Origin of the sequence: Alistipes finegoldii DSM 17242, from assembly GCF_000265365.1 — a bacterium.
GTDB lineage: Bacteria > Bacteroidota > Bacteroidia > Bacteroidales > Rikenellaceae > Alistipes > Alistipes finegoldii.
This window is the reverse complement of the sequence record NC_018011.1, coordinates 3,669,588-3,686,045: the sequence shown is the minus strand read 5'-3', so window position 1 is coordinate 3,686,045 and position 16,458 is coordinate 3,669,588. Positions and strand designations below refer to the sequence as shown.

The window sequence follows — 16,458 nt, the reverse complement described above, 5'->3', positions numbered from 1 at the left end:
ATGACGATGTTCTATATTGTACTCCTCATCTTTTTCGGCCTGCTCTTTCTGGTGGCGGAGCTGGTCCTGCTGCCGGGCGTGTCGATCGGCGCGATTCTGGCGCTGGTCTGCTACGGCAGTTCGATCTACCTCGCATTCCGCGATCTCGGCCCCGTGGCCGGTTCGGTGGTCGTGCTGGTTATTCTGGTGTTGTCGCTGATCGCCACCGTCGTTTCGCTGCGCGCCAAGACGTGGCAGCGCTTCTCGCTCAAACAGAAAATCAATTCGTCGAGCATGCCTACCCTGCCCGAACAGGAGCTGAGCGTCGGCGACCGCGGCACGACCCTCTCGCGCCTTTCGCCGATGGGCAAGATCGAGGTGAACGGACGGACTTATGAGGCCAAATCCTTGGGCGCCTATGTGGACCCCCGGAAGGAGATCGAAGTCGTCGGGTTCGAGAATTTCAGCGTCATCGTAAAAACAACCAAATAAAAACAAAAAACTATGGATTTTCAGGGTGGATTGATCGTTCTTATAATTTTCGTGAGCCTCTTTGCGATCTGGCTCATCTTCTATTTTATACCCGTAGGACTCTGGTTCTCGGCGTTGGTGTCGGGCGTGAGGATCAGCCTGCTGCAGCTTATCCTGATGCGCTGGCGCAAGGTGCCGCCCTCGACGATCGTCTCTTCGATGATCGAGAGCACGAAAGCCGGCCTGAGTCTCGATCCCAACGAACTGGAGGCCCATTACCTTGCGGGCGGCAACGTCACCAGCGTCGTGCATGCACTGGTATCGGCCCAGAAAGCCAACATCATGCTCGACTTCAAGATGGCCACGGCCATCGACCTCGCGGGCCGCGACGTGTTCGAAGCCGTGCAGATGTCGGTGAACCCCAAGGTCATCAACACCCCGCCCGTAGCGGCCGTCGCCAAGGACGGCATCCAGCTGATCGCCAAGGCCCGCGTTACGGTGCGCGCCAATATCAAACAGCTGGTCGGCGGCGCCGGTGAGGAAACCGTGTTGGCGCGTGTGGGCGAGGGTATCGTCTCGTCGATCGGTTCGGCGGCTTCGCATAAGATCGTGCTGGAGAATCCCGATTCGATTTCCCGCGTGGTGCTCGAAAAGGGACTCGACGCCGGCACGGCGTTCGAAATCCTTTCGATCGACATCGCCGATATCGACGTGGGCAAGAACATCGGCGCCCAGCTGCAGATGGATCAGGCGCAGGCCGACAAGAACATCGCGCAGGCCAAGGCCGAGGAGCGCCGCGCCATGGCCGTCGCCTTGGAACAGGAGAACAAGGCCAAGGCGCAGGACGCCCGCGCCAAGGTGATTCTCGCCGAAGCCGAGGTGCCGCTGGCCATGGCCGAAGCGTTCCGCAACGGCAATCTGGGGATCATGGATTACTACAAAATGAAAAACATCATGGCCGACACGACGATGCGCGAGACGATCGCACGGCCGGAGAAGAAATAACCCGTAACGGGCCGATTCGGGGGTACGTCTGTGCGTACCCCTTTTTTGTCGCCCTGAAATGCTGCGAACCATGAAGAAGATTTTTATTTTGCTGTTTCTCGGAGCCGGCGTCTCCGCCGCTGCGCAGACGCCGTTCGCCGACTGTTTTTTCGACAAAACGATGCGCTTCGACTACTATCACGCCGGAGACAGCCGCTCGGAGGAGTATTTCTTCGACGCGCTGAAGGAGGAGCCTTACTGGGCAGGGTCTAAGGTCTCGCTGGTTGATACGACCGGATACGGCAACCAGTTTTTCCGTATCGTGGACCGGGCGTCGGGCCGGGAGATCTATTCCCGCGGCTTCTGCACGCTTTTCAACGAGTGGCAGAGTACGCCCGAAGCCGACAGCGTGCGCCGCTCCTATCCCGAATCGGTGGTATTCCCCTATCCCAAACGTCCGTGCCGGATCGAGATTTTCACCCGCAACGGCAAAGGGCGTTTCGAGAAGCGTTTCAGCCAGAATATCGACCCCGATTCCTATTTTATCGAGCGGTTCACGCCCCGCTGCGAGACGTTCGAGGTGATGTATTCCGGCAATTCGGCGCAGCGTGTGGACATCGTCCTGCTGCCTGAGGGCTACGGGGCCGGCGAGCGGGCCAAATTCGAGTCGGCCTGCCGCACGTTCGCCGACGAATTTTTCAGCTATTCGCCCTATAAGGAGAACGCCGCGCGCTTCAACGTCCGCGCCGTGTGGGCTCCCTCCGACGATTCGGGCGTGACCATCCCCGGTGAAAACGTCTGGCGCAATACGGCCTGCGGCGCGAGTTTCTATACCTTCGATTCGGAACGCTACCAGATGGTGACCGATTTCCAGCGTCTGCGCGACATGGCGGCGCATGTGCCTTACGATTATATCTATGTGCTTTCGAACACACAGAAATACGGTGGCGGCGGGATTTTCAACTTTTACGGCATCAGCGCCGCGCACCACCCCACGCGCACCGGAAAAATCCATGTCCACGAGTTCGGCCATCTGCTGCTGGGGCTGGGCGACGAATATGTCGGCACGACCTCCTATGACGACATGTACGCGAAAAGTATCGAACCGTGGGAACCCAACCTGACGACGCTCGTCGGGTTCGGGGATAAATTCTGGAGCCGGATGGTGGCGGAGGGAACTCCCGTGCCGACGCCCGACACGGAGGAGTACGACGGTGTCGTGGGCGTTTTCGAAGGCGGCGGGTATGCCGCCGAGGGTGTCTACCGCCCGTGGCGGAACTGCCTGATGAACAACCTGCACAAAACGGACGAGCTCTGTCCGGTCTGCAGCAAGGCTATTGTCGATTATATCGACTTTCTCTGCAAATGACAGAACTCCGGATTCCCGCAAGGCCGGAAAGCCTGCGGGAATCTGCGTTTCCGGGATTGTGCCGGATTGAAATACGAAGAGAGGACCGTCCCGGACGGTCCTCTCTTTCCGTATCGTGGAAGATGTTGTGGCGGGATCGCAGGCGGCCCTGCCGGATAACGCCGGAGCCGGGCGCCGGATTTCCCGTTTCGGATGCCGGGGGCGCTACGGCGCGGAAGCCTCCGTCCCGTCGCCGCCGGTTCAGTACACCTCTTCGGGGAGCGTTTCGCCGACCGGTTCGCCGTTGAGTTCGTCCCGCCACTTGATTGCGGCATGCGTGCCGTCGCAGTAAGGCTTGTTGGCCGACTGTCCGCAGCGGCATGCGACGACGCGGTTGCGGATTTCGTACGTCTGCCCGTTTTCGCGCCGCATGGGAATGCCGCCGCGTATCCACAAACCGCCGCTGGCGCCGATCGTAATGTCTTCGATCAGGCCGAGACTCGGTTCGAACCGGAATTCGTAGGGTTTCATCGTCTCTTTGTCCCATGCCATGAGACGGCCGCTGGGACACATCGAAGCTTCGCGGACGGCCAGCCTGCGCGCTTCGGGATCGTCCGACTGCTCGGTGAGCGACCATGCGTCGCCATGCGGGTGGCAGAAGCGTGCGAAGACGCAGTATTTTTCGTTGTCCGTCATCTGAAGCGTGCCGCCGTCGATCACTTCGGCATTGTCGAGCAGCGCATCCCGCTGCGCCGTGAGTCGCGGATCCCAGCTGGCTTTTTCATGGCTGCCGTCACAGTAGGGCTTGCGGCGGGAGGCTCCGCAGCGGCATAGCGCCGTGGGTTCCGATTCGGTCGAGAAGTGCCTGCCCTCCTGAAAATACCAGCTGTCGTTGGACTCGTCGGGCATGATGAACTGTTCGGCCAGCGGCGGCCGCCCGTATACCAGATAGGGGCCAGTTTCGGTTACGGTGATGCTGAACCGCTCCTCTGCGGGGGAGCTTCCCGTTTCAATTTTCAAATTGGACATGTTGGACATACTATTTGAGTTTATATTTCGTTTGGGTGTAGGCGGCAATAATTATTCCCAAATCCCGACGGATGAAATATTTGGGATGCCTTTATAGGATTTATCCCGCTTTTTGGTATCTTTGCAGAGATTTTTTAAACTGACATAAAGTAAATTTGGGCAATATGAAAGGATTCGTAAAACTGATAGCCGTGGTCGTGACTGCGGCGGCGTTTGCCGTGTCGTGCAGTAAGGACAAGGATTCGGGCGCCGTATCGTTCGACAAACCTGCGGTCTTCATCGACGCGCCGAGCGGCATGGCTACAGTGGGCTTCACCCTGCGGAACATCAAGACGCTCTCCGTTACGAGCCAGCCCACGGGCTGGGACGAGCCGATGCTCGACCAAACCACGGGCATGCTTACGGTCATAGCTCCTTCGGCCACGGCACTCGAAAAGGGTACGGCCGTCGAATCGGGTACGGTCGTGCTGGCCGGGGTCACTCCGGGCGGGACGAGCGTTTCGGGCGTGCTTTTCGTCGGCGTCGTAAAGACCGTGGACCTGAGCGCGGCGGGCGTGGCCAACAGTTATATGGCATCCGTGAAAGAGACCAACTACCTGTTCGACGTCATGCACAAAGGCGACGGTTCGCCGCTGGCGACGGATCATCTGGGCGTTATCTGGAAATCTGCGTCGGGACTGGTGCAGTATCTGCAGATGGAGAACGGCAAGGCGTCGTTCTACATCGGAGCCGACACCGAAGACAGCAACAAGATTCTCAAGGGCAACGCCGTGATCGGCGCTTACGATGCCAACGACGAACTGATCTGGAGCTGGCATGTCTGGGCGACGGATTATGATCCCGAAGGCGAAAACGGTTCGGTCGAGCTGAACGGCTATACGATGATGACCCGCAATCTGGGCGCGCTGGCCAACGGCAATGCGACGACGTCCGAGATACTGGCCTCCTACGGTCTTTATTACCAGTGGGGCCGCAAGGATCCGTTCATCGGGCCGAGCACCTATAAGATCTCCAGCGGTCAGGGCGCCGCGATGTACAACGACAGCGGCAGCCGCACCTATGTGACGATGGTCGCGTCGAGTGCCGAGACCGGAACGATGGATTATGCCGTCAAACACCCGCTTACCTTTGTTACGGGCGTCGCCGAGTCGAATAACGACTGGCTCTGGAGCAAGTCCGATGCCGGCTGGTCGTCGGACGGCGATGCCGGCGCAAAGAGCGTGAACGACCCCTGCCCCTACGGCTGGCGCGTCGCTCCTTCGGCCGCTTTTGCCGGGCTTGAGATCGTCGGAACTCCCGCCGCGGGCGACGAGGAGAAATTCGGCTGGACGCTGACCGACGGAAAAGCCGAATCGTTCTTCATGGGCGGCGGACGCCGCCGCTACGACGACGGCAAGATTCAGAATATTTATATTCCGAAGGATGAAGCGAAGATGAAGTTGTATACCCGTGCGGATATCGCGCAGCCTTGGGAGGGACTTTACTGGACTACCGCCGTGAACGGCACGCAGTCGCACGCGCTTCATTTCTGGTACGAGAAGCTCACCGGGACGGGCGGCATCGCGCCTGCCGAAGCGTATGCCCGCGCCAACGGCATGCAGGTGCGCTGCGTGAAGGTGAAGAATCTGTAGACGACCGATATGCAAGACAAGACAACGGGCCGGCAGCATGCCGGCCTGTTGTTGTTTGGTATAACAGTTGCGGTGTCGGGCGGTAAACTGCCGGGCAATGAAAATCAAAACAGGAAAAGGTACGATCACGCTTACGGTATTGCTGGCGATCTGGTCCGTGTCGGCGATCGCCTCGCTGCCGGGACTTGCCATATCTCCGATTCTGGGGGATCTGAACCGGATATTTCCCAAAGCCACCGACCTCGAAATTCAGATGCTGACCTCGCTTCCGTCGCTGCTTATCATCCCCTTCGTGCTGCTTTCGGGACGCCTCTCCGTGGGCAGGGACAAACTCCGGATTCTCACCGTCGGACTTGCGGTCTTCTTCCTGAGCGGCGTCGCCTGCATTTTTGCCAAGAGCATGGCGTGGCTGATCGTCATCAGCTGTATTCTCGGCATCGGCGCAGGCATGGTGATTCCGCTTTCGACGGGACTCGTGGTCGATTATTTCACGGGCGATTACCGCGTGCGCCAGCTGGGCTACAGTTCGGCGATCAACAACCTGACCCTCGTGCTGGCCACCGTCGTCGCCGGCTATCTGGCCGATGTGAACTGGCATCTGCCCTTTCTGGTCTATACCCTGCCGGGCGTCTCGCTGGCCCTGTCGTTTTTCCTCAGGCGCGGACGCTCCACTCCCGAACCGGAGCAGAGCATCCAGATGCGCCATAAGATGATTGACCGCCGCAAGCTCGTCGGGCTGATGCTGTTCTATTTTTTCGCCACCTACGCCGTGCTGGTCGTGACGTTCTACGCCTCGTTTCTTGTCGACGACTACAAGATAGACAGCTCGTTCTCCGGCGTGCTGATCTCGCTTTTCTTTCTGGCGATCATGGTGCCGGGACTCTTCATCGACAAGATTATCCGGCGGCTGACGCGCAGCGTCAATCTCGTCTCGCTCGCATTGATCTGCGCCGGGCTGCTCTGCGTGGGTATTTTCCGCGACAAGACGATGCTCGTCGTCGGGGTTTTGTGCGCGGGCTTCGGCTACGGCGTGATCCAGCCCGTCATTTACGACAAGGCGGCGACGATCGCTCCGCCGCGCTCGGCGACGCTGGCGCTGTCGTTCGTGATGGCGATGAACTATCTGGCCGTGATGGTCTGTCCCTTTATCGTGGACCTTTTCCGGCATCTGTTCGGAACCCACAGCGACCGTTTCCCGTTTTTCTTCAATGCGGCGCTGGTGCTGGCGCTCACGCTCGTCACGTTCCGCCGCCGGGACGATTTCATTCTCGGACTCGACGAATCCTATTACAAAAATTAGCGGAAACACTTGGTAATAACGTAAAAAGGTTTATTTTTGTACTGAAAAGTCACTTTTTACGATTATCAAGAGATGAGAAAGATTTTGTTCATGGCTCTGGCGGTCCTTATTGCGGCCGGCTGCGCGGAGTCCGAGAAAGGTACGCTTTGCGTGAAGATCGCTCCGGCTATCCGTACGCGCGTCACGGGTCTGCATTTCGATACCGGCGACCGTATCGGTCTGACGATCTCCAAAGGGAGTGCCCCGTACGCCGAGAACGTGCCGATGACCTACGACGGCACGGCTTTTACGGCGTCCGGGCTGTCGTGGTACAACGACCTGAATGAAAAGTCCGTATTGACGGCCTATTATCCCTATGCCGAAGGCGGAAGACCCGACGAATTCACCGTCTCCTCGGACCAGACGCAGGGCAACGGGCCGTCCGACCTGCTGGCGGCCGTGAAAACCGATGTTACGCCCGTTTCGGCGCCTGTCGGCATGATTTTCTACCATGTGATGTCGCAGCTGACGATCGTGGTCTCCAACAGTTCGAGTGCGGTGGTGACCGGAGTCAGCGTCGGCGGACTCGTTCCGACGGCCGAGATCGACTATTCGATGCCGAAGGCGGCGGCCAAAAGCGGCGTTGCCGCTGCGGAGGTCAAAGCCTGCGAGGTGAAGCCCGGCGCTACCTATCGCGTGATACTGGCGCCCCAGCAGGCCGCCCTGACCGTCACGGTCACCACGGACGACGGCAGGAGCCACACTAAAACCCTCTCTTCGGCACAGCTCGAAAGCGGCAGACGGTACGATATGTCGGTTCTCGTTACCAACGAGGAGATCCAAATTTCGCTCAGCGGCGATATCGGTGATTGGGAAGACGGCGGATCGCTCGACGGCAGCGGCGGCGGTGACGACGGCGACGATTCGCAGACGCTCTCCTACGGGGGCGTGACCTACCGGACGACGACTGTCGGGGAGACGGTCTGGATGGCCGAGAACCTGCGCTATGTGCCCGACGAAGCGTTGCTGACGAAGGGCATTTGGTATCCCGACGGCAACGAAGATGCGGAGTACGTCCGCGAACACGGCATGCTGTACAGCTTTACTGTGGCGCTGGGCGGCGCACAGGCCGTTTCCGGCGCTCCGGTCCGGGGAATCTGCCCGGAGGGCTGGCATGTACCTTATATCGACGAACTGCAAACGCTGGCCGTGGGTCCCGATTGCGGATTTACGCTCGCCGGCATGTGGAATTCCGTTTCAAAGAACTATGTCTCGTCTGCTAAAAGCGGTTATCTGATGAGCGCCGCGACCGACGACGGGGGAAGCAGCTACAGTGCGCTGTTGTTCTATGCGTCCGGCGGCAATCCGTCGCCTTCATCGCTGCCGGCGGGTAACGGAGTTTCGCTTCGCTGCGTGAAAGACGCGAAATAGTGCGCTGAAGCGCTGCAACGAAACAAAGGTCCCCGAAAACGGGGACCTTTTCTGTAGTGCGGTTGCACTGCGTTTTTTGTGTTTTGCCCGGTCGCGCCCGGCGTCAGTCGCGGTTCAGGAAGAAGATCGGAATATTGGCCACGAACACGTCGTCGCCGCAGAGCCGGTCGCGTTTGGCGATCAGTTCGCTCAACAGGATGTCGCCGATGACGTAGTTGCTCTTTTCGCTGGTGTACTGTTCGTGAATCTTCGTGAAGTTCAGGATGCCGTGAATGTCGGTATCCGTGTACCGGACGTATATCTTCAGCGTGATGTCGGTCGTATAGTCGGGCTTCTGGATATAGCTCAGCTTCTTGTATTCGTAGCGGTAGCCGTGCAGGCGGGCCATGATGTCGCTCAGGATCGACGAAGCCGTCGGAAGGCTTCCGGCGCCCTTGCCGAACATGAACTGCCGGTCGTAGCACTCGCCGCGGATCACCACGCCGTTGTACTCGTCGTCAACGCTGTAGATATACTTGGCGGGCGTCACGAACTCCGGCATGACGAACATCGTGAAGTGTTCGTCGCTCACCTTCACGACCTGCGCCACCAGCTTGATTTTGACGTTTTTCTCGCGGGCGTACTGGATGTCCGCATCGTGAATCGTCGAGATGCCGTACGTGAAGATACGCTCCGGCGCGACATAGGTGCCCAGTGCGTGTACCGTGATGATTACCAGCTTGAACAGCGAATCGTAGCCTCCGATGTCGAACGACGGGTCGCTTTCGGCGAATCCCAGCGCCTGCGCCTGCGCGAGTGCGTTGGCGTACGAATCCTTGTGGTCGAAAACGCGCGAGAGGATGTAGTTCGACGAACCGTTCAGGATACCCTTCACTTCGAGCAGCAGGTCGTTGTCGTAATACTCTTCGAGGTTGCGGATGACCGGAATCGAACCGCACGACGAAGCGTCGTAAAGCAGCGCCACGTTGTGCTTTTTCTGGATTTCGATCATTTCGGGCAGGTGGTGCGCCAGCATCGTCTTGTTGCCCGAAACGACGGGAATCCCTTTCAGCAGGGCGCTTTTCACGATGTCGTACGACGCTTTGGCGTCGTCGATCACCTCGACGATCAGGTCGATTTCGGGATTGTCGAGGATCTCCGCCGGAGAGTCCGTGAAGTGCGAACGGTCGATCGAACGGGGTTTGTCGAGCGAGCGGACGCAGATTTTGACGATTTCGGCATTGGCGTTCTTCGATTTGCGGACCACTTCGTAAATACCTTGTCCGACGACGCCGAATCCGAACAGGCCGATTTTAATTTTACCCATATGCTGCATGTTTGTTGATTATTCGTTATTCATGAACGGACGGAGGATGTCGTTCAGCTGTTCGTGCTCGACCAGAAATCCGTCGTGTCCGAACGGCGAGTCTATTTCGTGGTAGACGCTTCCGGCGATCATGCCTTGCAGGTCACGCATCTCGGTCGGGGTGAAGATGATGTCGGTCGTAATGCCGACGACGATCGTGCGAGCCGCGATCCGACTCAGGGCGGCCGCTACCCCGCCGCGTCCGCGTCCTGCGTCGTGGGTGTCGAATGCGTTGAGAATGGCGTAATAGGAGTAGGCGTTGTAGCGTCTGCAGAGCTTCTCTCCCTGATACTGCTGGTAGCTCGATGCGCGGTGCACGGCCGGAAGCTCCTCGCGGTCCTGCTGCGTGAGGTTGTAGCCCAGCGATCCCCTGTAGGTCAGCAGGCCGATGGCGCGGGCCGCCGCAAGACCGGCCATTCCCGCGTCGTCGCGCGGCTCGCCGAACGTCCGGTCGGCTTCGATGGCCATGCGCTGTGTCTCGTCGATGGCGATGCTCCACGGCGACGCCTTGGCCGAGGTGGCGATCAGCACCAGTTTGCCGATGCGCTGCGGCTCCGTGACGGCCCATTCGACGGCCTGAAATCCGCCCACCGAACTTCCGACCAGCGCGCCGATGCGTCCGATGCCGAGGGCGTCGGCCAGCAGGATGTGCGCCCGCACGATGTCGCGGATCGTGAAGGGCGGGAAATCCCGGTAGTACGGTGTGCCGGTTTGCGGATTCGTATGAAGCGGTCCCGTCGTGCCGTAGTGCGAGCCGAGGATGTTGGCGCAGACGACGAAATGACGCGCCGGATCGAGGAACTTCCCCGTTTCGACCGTGTGCGGCCACCAGTCCGCGACGTCCGAATTGGCCGTCAGCGCATGGCATACCCACACCACGTTGTCGTGCGCGGCGTTCAGTTCGCCGTAGGTGTGATAGGCGATCTTCAGCTCCGGCAGCGTGTGTCCCGTTTCCAGCCGGAACGGTCCGGGGGCTATGTAAATGCGGGGTTCCATTACAGATGTTTCAGCGCTTCGTTCAGGTCTTCCTTTATGTCGTCGATATGCTCGATGCCGAGCGAAAGCCGCAGCAGGTTGGGATATACGCCCGAAGCGGCCAGTTCCTGTTCGCCGAGCTGGGCGTGGGTGGTCGATGCGGGGTGTATGAGCAGCGTTTTCGCGTCGCCGACGTTGGCCAGATGGCTGATCAGACCGAGGTTGTCTACGATCTTCGACGCCTGCTCCGCACTGCCTTTCACGCGGAACGTCAGCACGCCGCCGAAACCGTTGCGGAGGTATTTCTTCGCCAGCGTGTGGTACTTGCTGCTTTTGAGTCCCGGATAGCTGACGTGTTCGATCTTGGGATGCTTTTCCAGCCACTCCGCGACCGCAAGTGCGTTGTCCACGCTGCGCTGTACGCGCAGCGAGAGCGTTTCGAGTCCCTGCGTCAGCAGGAACGCGTTGAACGGGCTGATGCAGGGGCCGATGTCGCGCAGCCCTTCGCAGCGGGTGCGGGTCGCAAAGGCGGTTTTGCCGCACTCTTTCCAGAAATTAAAGCCGTGATATCCCTCCGAGGGTTCGCTCAGCAGCGGATATCTGCCGTTGCCCCAGTCGAAGTTGCCGCCGTCCACGACTACCCCGCCCAGACTCGTGCCGTGCCCGCCGATCCACTTGGTCGCCGAGTGCGTCACGACGTTCACGCCCCATTCGATCGGCCGGCAGAGGAATCCGCCCGCGCCGAACGTATTGTCGGTCACTACCGCAATGCCGTGCTTGTGCGCCAGCGCGACGATGGGTTCGAAGTCGGGTACGTTGAATTCGGGATTGCCGATCGTTTCCAGATAAACCGCTTTCGTACGGTCGTCCATGAGCGATGCGATGCTTCGGATGTCGTCGCCCTGAGCGAAGCGCACTTCGACGCCGATGCGGGCGAACGTATGCTTGAACTGGCTGAACGTGCCGCCGTAGAGGAACGACGTGCTGACGATATTGTCGCCCGCTTCGACCAGATTGCTGAACGCCAGATACTGGGCGGCCATGCCCGATGCGGCGGCCACGGCCGCCGTGCCCCCTTCGAGCGCAGCCATGCGCTCTTCGAAAACCGAAGTCGTGGGATTGCTCAGACGGGTGTAGATGTTACCCTCTTCGCGCAGGGCGAAGCGTGCCGCGCCCTGTTCGGCGCTGTCGAAAACATAGGACGTGGTCTGGTAGATCGGCAGTGCGCGCGAACCGGTCACGGGATCGGGCTGCTGGCCTGCGTGTACCTGCAGCGTTTCGAATCGGTAGTTTTTCGGAGTCATATTTCGCTGTTTGTTCGTTACAAAAAAATCCGACCTCAAAGGAAGCCGGATTGTGTCGTTCGTGCATACGGAAAGGTTACACCCGGCGGAATCGGCTGCGCATGCACATCATACCCATGGTCATCATACCGCGGAGTGTTCCGCGGTACGGGCTGTCGTATGTGTTCATTGCAGTCATTTCAGCTTCGGATCTGTTTCCAATGGTGCAAATATAGCGGTTTTTTTGAGTTTTACGCTCGCCGCGGGATATTTTTTTGGAAAAACCTTTCCCTCGGTCGGAATTTTGCATGCCAAAGATGCGATTGTGGCCTGTTTTGTTAAATAAATGAGCGGAAATGATTTGGAGTTGAAAATAATGTTTATCTTTGTCTCGAAGAATGTGCGCAATGCACAAGGTAAAGGCTTCGCAGCCTGTTTTCTCGACGGCCATGACGCTGCCCGCCGGGGTCAGGAACCTTTATGTGCAGACTACCCTGCCCGACGGTACCGTGTCGGTCAGCATGCAGCCGGTTTCCGCGGCTCTCAATGTTGCGGGCGCCGTGATGAAAAGCGCCGAAGCGCACAAAATCCGCACTTCCGCTGCTACACGCAGCGAAAGCTCGTCGATGCCCGATTATCCGACATTGCCGGTTAAGACGGAAAGCGACTTCGCCGAAGGCGCGGTTATCCGCCAGACGCCGGCGGGCAATATCGACCTCGGAGCCATCTGGATCGCCAAACCCTATGCCGCGGCGGCGGAATATTACATTCCCGCGGGCGCCGAGATTACGGGCAATATCAATTTGAACGGCAAGTTCTCGCCCCATTCCGCTCCGGTTCTCTACGTGGCGGGCAAACTGACGCTCAATGCGTCGGTTACTATCGGACAGGCGACCCTTGCGGTGCTTCCGGGCGGTGAAGTATATATCAGGGAGGCGAAAGCCAACCTCCAGCAGAATGCGGTCTATCCGGCCATCTATGTATTCGAGGGCGGTACTTTCACCACCGATCAGACGAGCTTCTCCTGCAAGACCATCGTCAACGAAGGCACGTTCGTTGTCAACGGACTGTTCAACGTCAACACCTCCTGCGAGTTCTACAACGGAGCGTCGGCCGCATTGCAGGCGGGTGAAGTCGAAGTCACCAACAAGGCGAAGCTCTACAATGACGGCAAGGTCGAAAGCGCCGATTTCCGGCTCAATACCTACGCCGAGCTTCACAACTGCGAGAACGGCACGGTTGCCATCGACGGGACCTTCTACGTGACCAACTATTCGGTGACCTACCAGAAAGGTGTGGCCACGATGGATAAACTCGAAGCCCGCGGCGGCGGTACGCTTTACGTGAACTGCTATACCGCAGCGGACGACGTCATTGCCGAAGGTGCGAAATTCTACATCGCTTCGGGTTCGGGTCTCGACGCCGGAACGGTATATTTCAACAGCAATACGGAGCTGTATGCCGCAGCCGGTTCGATCTTCTCCATGAACGAATACAATGCGAGCAGATCGGGCGGCAACGTGCGCATCGTCAGTCAGGCGCAGGCCGACCAGCCGATGGCCGTGGTCGTGATCCGGGAAAAGGGCGTCAGCTCGCGTTATTACGGCACCAAGTTCGAGGGACTTATGGAGGTCGTCTACGACAATGCGGCCGATGCGAAATACGTCATCGACGCCGGCAGCCTGATTGGCGGCGCCGTGATGCGCGACAAGCAGACGGTCGTGATTGCCGAGAGCAAATGCAACGGAGGCAAGGAGCCTGTGACTCCCGATCCGGAGCCGGAACCCGAAATCATCGAGGTGATCGGTGCGCCCTACACCTATTGTTTCGAGGACGGCTGGCCGTGGATCGGCGATTACGATATGAACGACGTGGTCGTCGTGACCGGCATCGACCGGCTCGTGAACAAGGAAAGCGGCAAGGTGGGTTCCATCCGCATCAACTGGGAGCTGAAAGCCGCCGGCGCCGCGCACCTCAATGCGTTCGCCGTGCAGCTGGACAAGGTCGCCGCTTCGCAGGTCGCCAGTGTCGAGACGACGAACACGGCCTTCGGCAAGGGGGCATTCGCTGGACCGGGTCTCGAATCCGGCAACGAATATGCCGTCATTCCGCTCTTCAACACCGCGCAGGAGATTCTCGGCGAAGGCACCTACATCAATACCTCCAAAGGTACGGCGCCCGTTCCGACCGTGAAGCATACGACTACCGTGACTTTCACCCGGCCCGTCGATGCGGCTGCGGTGCTGGAATCGGCCGTCAACGCCTTTATCGTCGTCAATTCGAAGAGTTCGGGCGTATTCAGCCGCGATACCGAGGTGCATATGCCGACCTACAAGCCGACCGGATTCGCGGTCGTTTCGGGCAATACGTTCGCCGAAGCCGAGCCGTACAAATACTTCGTGTCGAAGGGAACGGGTATGAAGGACAACTACATGATGTGGGCGCTGATGATTTCGGGCGAGTTCCGCTACCCTGCCGAGCGCAAGGACATCCGCACCGCCTATACCTATTTCAACGCATGGGCCGCATCGGGCGGCGCCCAGCATGTGGATTGGTACGAGGACGAAGCCGACGAGGATATGCTCTATTAAAGATTCGTATCGGTTATTCCGAACCGCAAGGCCGCAGGTTTTTCCTGCGGGCTTGTTTTGTGTGGGGAGACCTTCCTCTTCCTCTATTGAACCGTCGAAAAAAACGCTCCGCAACGAATCGTTGCGAAGCGTTCTGATGTTACGAAATACGGTTTATCGTTTTCTGTCGATGCGTTCGATGCCCTGCCGGGTCGCCGCACCGCGCAGAATCGTTCTGCAAAAAAGGTAAACCTCCTCTCGCGTGGCGTTGTTGAGCCGTAGTTCCAGAATCGTCTCCAGTATGCGGTCTGCAAAACTTGCGCCCTCGATTTCGGGAAGCAGCAACCCCTCTTCCTTGCTGGCTTCGAGGTGGTGCGCCAGCTCGCGGCGCCAGAACTCGCGGTGTTCGTCGAAATGGTCCGCATAAATTATTTTATGGCGCAGGTCCGACAGGAAACTGCTTTCGACCATGTAGAGGTTGGCGATATATTCGTATGCCAGCTTGAAAGTCCTCTGCAGGGCGCTGCCGCTGCGTTGTTTCCGGTACGTTGCGATGCGTTCGCGCTGCTTGCTGCTCATCGCGTCGAGACAGGCGTTTATCAGATCGTCCTTGTCGGCGAACATTTCATACAGGGTGCGCTTGGAGATACCCAGCGTCTGGGCGATCTCATCCACCCGGACGGCACGGATGCCGTTCCGGGCGATGAGCGCCTGTGTAATGCGGATGATCTCCTCCTTGGTCGCTCCCCGCTTCATTATTTCGCCTCCTCAGCCATGTCACGACCGCCGCCGAGAGCCTGATAGAGGTTCACGACGCCTTGTATTTCGTCGAAGCGGTCGGCTATCTGAGACAACTGGGCCGAAAGCAGTGACTGCTGGGCGGTCAGCACTTCCAGATAGGTCGTGCTGCTATGCTTCATCAGCAGTTCCGTGCTCTCCACGGCGCGCTCCAGCGCTTCGATCTGCTGTACCCGCAGATCGGCCTTCGCGCGGGCCGACTGGCACTGCGTAAGGGCGTTGTTCACCTCTGCGCCGGCGTTGAGCAGCGCCTGCTGGAACGCCAGCTTGGTCTCCTCCTGCTGCGCCTTGGCGATCTTCACGCGGGCGCGGTTGGCATTGGCGTTAAAGATCGGCTGCAGAAGCGATGCCGCTGCCGACCACAGTATCTTGCCGGGATCCTTGATCCCCATGCCGCTGTTGTTGGTCCAACCGAGCGTGCCGCTCAGCGTGATCGTGGGATAAAGGGCCGAACGTGCTTCGCTGGTGGCGTAGTAAGACTGCATGAGCGAATACTCGGCGCTGCGGATGTCGGGACGGTTCGAAAGCATCTGTACGGGCACGCCCACCGTCAGGTCGTCGGGCAGCCGCTGTCCTTCGAGCCGGCCGCGCTCGATCTGGTGCGGGCCTTCGGCCAGCAGCGTGCAGAGACTGTTCTCGGCCATACGGATCTGGTATTCCAGATCGTGCAGCGACGCTTCGATCGAAAGACAGGTGCCTTCGTACTGGGCGACGGCGGCTTCGTTGGCCATGCCGGCCTCCTTCATCGCCCGCATCGTGCGCACGCTCTCGCGCCATTTCACGGCGGTCTGCTCGGTTACCTCATATTGCCCGTCGAGCATCAGCAGCGTGTAATAGAGGTTTGCAATGCCTGAGATCAGCTGCGTCTTCACGGCCTGCTCGTACTCCCGGCTCTGGGCGTAGAGCGCTTTGGCTTTGCGCTTGGCATTGGTCAGACCGTTGAAAATGTCGATCTGCCAGCTTGCCGTCACGGGAATGTTGTAGGTTTTCGACGGCGTCGCCCAGTCGAAACTGCTCAGGTTGCCCTGCGGTGCGAAGTTGAACGACGGCAGGTAAGCCAGACGTGCCGATTTAAGCGTCGCCTCGGCCTCCTTTACCCGCCACTGCGCCGACTGCAGGTCGGTGTTGTTCTCCAGTCCCTGCCGGATAAGCGTCTGCAGGTAGGGATCAGAGAACATCTCTTCCCAGCCGATATTGCCGATCGTCATCGTATCGGCGGTTTCGGCCGTGCCGTAGAGTCCGTCGGTTTTCACTTCGGGACGCGTATAGGGCTTGTAGATGCCGCAGCCGGTCATGGCCGCTGCGGCCAGTATGATAATAAGCTTTTTCATCTTG

The 16,458-nt window shown here is 59.0% G+C and carries 14 protein-coding genes; 7 read left to right on the top strand and 7 right to left on the bottom strand.

Going from position 1 to position 16,458, the window contains the following annotated elements; genetic code table 11:
- The 3 genes from ALFI_RS15900 (at window position 1) to ALFI_RS15890 (ending at window position 2,803) form a co-directional block, all read left to right on the top strand.
- Entirely contained in the window at window positions 1-471 is a 471-nt protein-coding gene (locus ALFI_RS15900; protein WP_039940405.1) for an NfeD family protein, read from the top strand.
- A 12-nt stretch (window positions 472-483) separates the two neighbouring features.
- Complete coding sequence (gene floA / locus ALFI_RS15895) at window positions 484-1,455, top strand: flotillin-like protein FloA (RefSeq protein WP_009598185.1); 972 nt, start codon at window positions 484-486, stop codon at window positions 1,453-1,455.
- Window positions 1,456-1,525: 70 nt separating this feature from the next.
- Window positions 1,526-2,803 carry a M64 family metallopeptidase gene (locus ALFI_RS15890; RefSeq protein WP_014776564.1) on the top strand — a complete coding sequence of 426 codons (1,278 nt, stop codon included), beginning with the start codon at window positions 1,526-1,528 and terminating at the stop codon, window positions 2,801-2,803.
- Window positions 2,804-3,043: 240 nt separating this feature from the next.
- Here ALFI_RS15890 and ALFI_RS15885 read toward each other — a convergent pair whose 3' ends face one another.
- Entirely contained in the window at window positions 3,044-3,811 is a 768-nt protein-coding gene (locus ALFI_RS15885) for a CDGSH iron-sulfur domain-containing protein (RefSeq protein ID WP_009598144.1), read from the bottom strand.
- A gap of 164 nt (window positions 3,812-3,975) precedes the next feature.
- Between ALFI_RS15885 and ALFI_RS15880 the strand changes: the two genes are divergently transcribed.
- The 3 genes from ALFI_RS15880 (at window position 3,976) to ALFI_RS15870 (ending at window position 8,152) form a co-directional block, all read left to right on the top strand.
- Window positions 3,976-5,442: a hypothetical protein gene (locus ALFI_RS15880; protein ID WP_014776562.1), complete on the top strand. Its 1,467-nt coding sequence runs from the start codon at window positions 3,976-3,978 to the stop codon at window positions 5,440-5,442.
- A gap of 97 nt (window positions 5,443-5,539) precedes the next feature.
- Window positions 5,540-6,742, top strand: a complete 1,203-nt coding sequence (locus tag ALFI_RS15875; protein WP_009598138.1) for an MFS transporter — start codon at window positions 5,540-5,542, stop codon at window positions 6,740-6,742.
- Window positions 6,743-6,814: 72 nt separating this feature from the next.
- Window positions 6,815-8,152: a fimbrillin family protein gene (locus ALFI_RS15870; protein ID WP_042493850.1), complete on the top strand. Its 1,338-nt coding sequence runs from the start codon at window positions 6,815-6,817 to the stop codon at window positions 8,150-8,152.
- A gap of 103 nt (window positions 8,153-8,255) precedes the next feature.
- Here the strand turns inward: ALFI_RS15870 and ALFI_RS15865 are convergent, their stop codons facing one another.
- The 4 genes from ALFI_RS15865 to ALFI_RS17095 all read right to left on the bottom strand — a co-directional run bounded on the left by ALFI_RS15865 (window position 8,256) and on the right by ALFI_RS17095 (window position 12,206).
- Window positions 8,256-9,458 (bottom strand): homoserine dehydrogenase, encoded by a 1,203-nt coding sequence (locus ALFI_RS15865; protein WP_042494227.1) that lies wholly within the window; start codon window positions 9,456-9,458, stop codon window positions 8,256-8,258.
- Between the two features lie 18 nt (window positions 9,459-9,476).
- Window positions 9,477-10,493: a homoserine O-acetyltransferase family protein gene (locus ALFI_RS15860; RefSeq protein WP_014776559.1), complete on the bottom strand. Its 1,017-nt coding sequence runs from the start codon at window positions 10,491-10,493 to the stop codon at window positions 9,477-9,479.
- A complete protein-coding gene (locus tag ALFI_RS15855) occupies window positions 10,493-11,776 on the bottom strand; it encodes an O-acetylhomoserine aminocarboxypropyltransferase/cysteine synthase family protein (protein WP_014776558.1) in 1,284 nt (427 codons plus the stop codon). Before ALFI_RS15855 ends, ALFI_RS15860 begins: the two co-directional genes overlap by 1 nt.
- A gap of 76 nt (window positions 11,777-11,852) precedes the next feature.
- Window positions 11,853-12,206 (bottom strand): hypothetical protein, encoded by a 354-nt coding sequence (locus ALFI_RS17095; RefSeq protein ID WP_155835676.1) that lies wholly within the window; start codon window positions 12,204-12,206, stop codon window positions 11,853-11,855.
- Between ALFI_RS17095 and ALFI_RS15845 the strand changes: the two genes are divergently transcribed.
- Complete coding sequence (locus tag ALFI_RS15845; RefSeq protein ID WP_014776556.1) at window positions 12,163-14,346, top strand: LruC domain-containing protein; 2,184 nt, start codon at window positions 12,163-12,165, stop codon at window positions 14,344-14,346. The two genes, ALFI_RS17095 and ALFI_RS15845, sit on opposite strands and share 44 nt — an antisense overlap.
- Before the next feature lie 153 nt (window positions 14,347-14,499).
- Here ALFI_RS15845 and ALFI_RS15840 read toward each other — a convergent pair whose 3' ends face one another.
- Together ALFI_RS15840 and ALFI_RS15835 are read right to left on the bottom strand one after the other, a co-directional pair.
- Entirely contained in the window at window positions 14,500-15,081 is a 582-nt protein-coding gene (locus ALFI_RS15840) for a TetR/AcrR family transcriptional regulator (RefSeq protein WP_014776555.1), read from the bottom strand.
- On the bottom strand, window positions 15,081-16,454 hold the full coding sequence (locus ALFI_RS15835) for a TolC family protein (protein WP_014776554.1): 1,374 nt from the start codon (window positions 16,452-16,454) through the stop codon (window positions 15,081-15,083). Before ALFI_RS15835 ends, ALFI_RS15840 begins: the two co-directional genes overlap by 1 nt.
- Window positions 16,455-16,458 lie beyond the last annotated feature (4 nt).

Bases quoted from the DNA above. Each gene is read 5' to 3' on its own strand.
- ALFI_RS15870 (WP_042493850.1), top strand. From the start codon at position 6,815: ATGAGAAAGATTTTGTTCATGGCTCTGGCGGTCCTTATTGCGGCCGGC.
- ALFI_RS15840 (WP_014776555.1), bottom strand. From the start codon at position 15,081: ATGAAGCGGGGAGCGACCAAGGAGGAGATCATCCGCATTACACAGGCG.
- ALFI_RS15860 (WP_014776559.1), bottom strand. From the start codon at position 10,493: ATGGAACCCCGCATTTACATAGCCCCCGGACCGTTCCGGCTGGAAACG.
- ALFI_RS17095 (WP_155835676.1), bottom strand. From the start codon at position 12,206: ATGGCCGTCGAGAAAACAGGCTGCGAAGCCTTTACCTTGTGCATTGCG.
- ALFI_RS15855 (WP_014776558.1), bottom strand. From the start codon at position 11,776: ATGACTCCGAAAAACTACCGATTCGAAACGCTGCAGGTACACGCAGGC.
- ALFI_RS15900 (WP_039940405.1), top strand. From the start codon at position 1: ATGACGATGTTCTATATTGTACTCCTCATCTTTTTCGGCCTGCTCTTT.
- ALFI_RS15845 (WP_014776556.1), top strand. From the start codon at position 12,163: ATGCACAAGGTAAAGGCTTCGCAGCCTGTTTTCTCGACGGCCATGACG.
- ALFI_RS15890 (WP_014776564.1), top strand. From the start codon at position 1,526: ATGAAGAAGATTTTTATTTTGCTGTTTCTCGGAGCCGGCGTCTCCGCC.
- ALFI_RS15865 (WP_042494227.1), bottom strand. From the start codon at position 9,458: ATGGGTAAAATTAAAATCGGCCTGTTCGGATTCGGCGTCGTCGGACAA.
- ALFI_RS15875 (WP_009598138.1), top strand. From the start codon at position 5,540: ATGAAAATCAAAACAGGAAAAGGTACGATCACGCTTACGGTATTGCTG.
- floA (WP_009598185.1), top strand. From the start codon at position 484: ATGGATTTTCAGGGTGGATTGATCGTTCTTATAATTTTCGTGAGCCTC.
- ALFI_RS15885 (WP_009598144.1), bottom strand. From the start codon at position 3,811: ATGTCCAATTTGAAAATTGAAACGGGAAGCTCCCCCGCAGAGGAGCGG.
- ALFI_RS15880 (WP_014776562.1), top strand. From the start codon at position 3,976: ATGAAAGGATTCGTAAAACTGATAGCCGTGGTCGTGACTGCGGCGGCG.
- ALFI_RS15835 (WP_014776554.1), bottom strand. From the start codon at position 16,454: ATGAAAAAGCTTATTATCATACTGGCCGCAGCGGCCATGACCGGCTGC.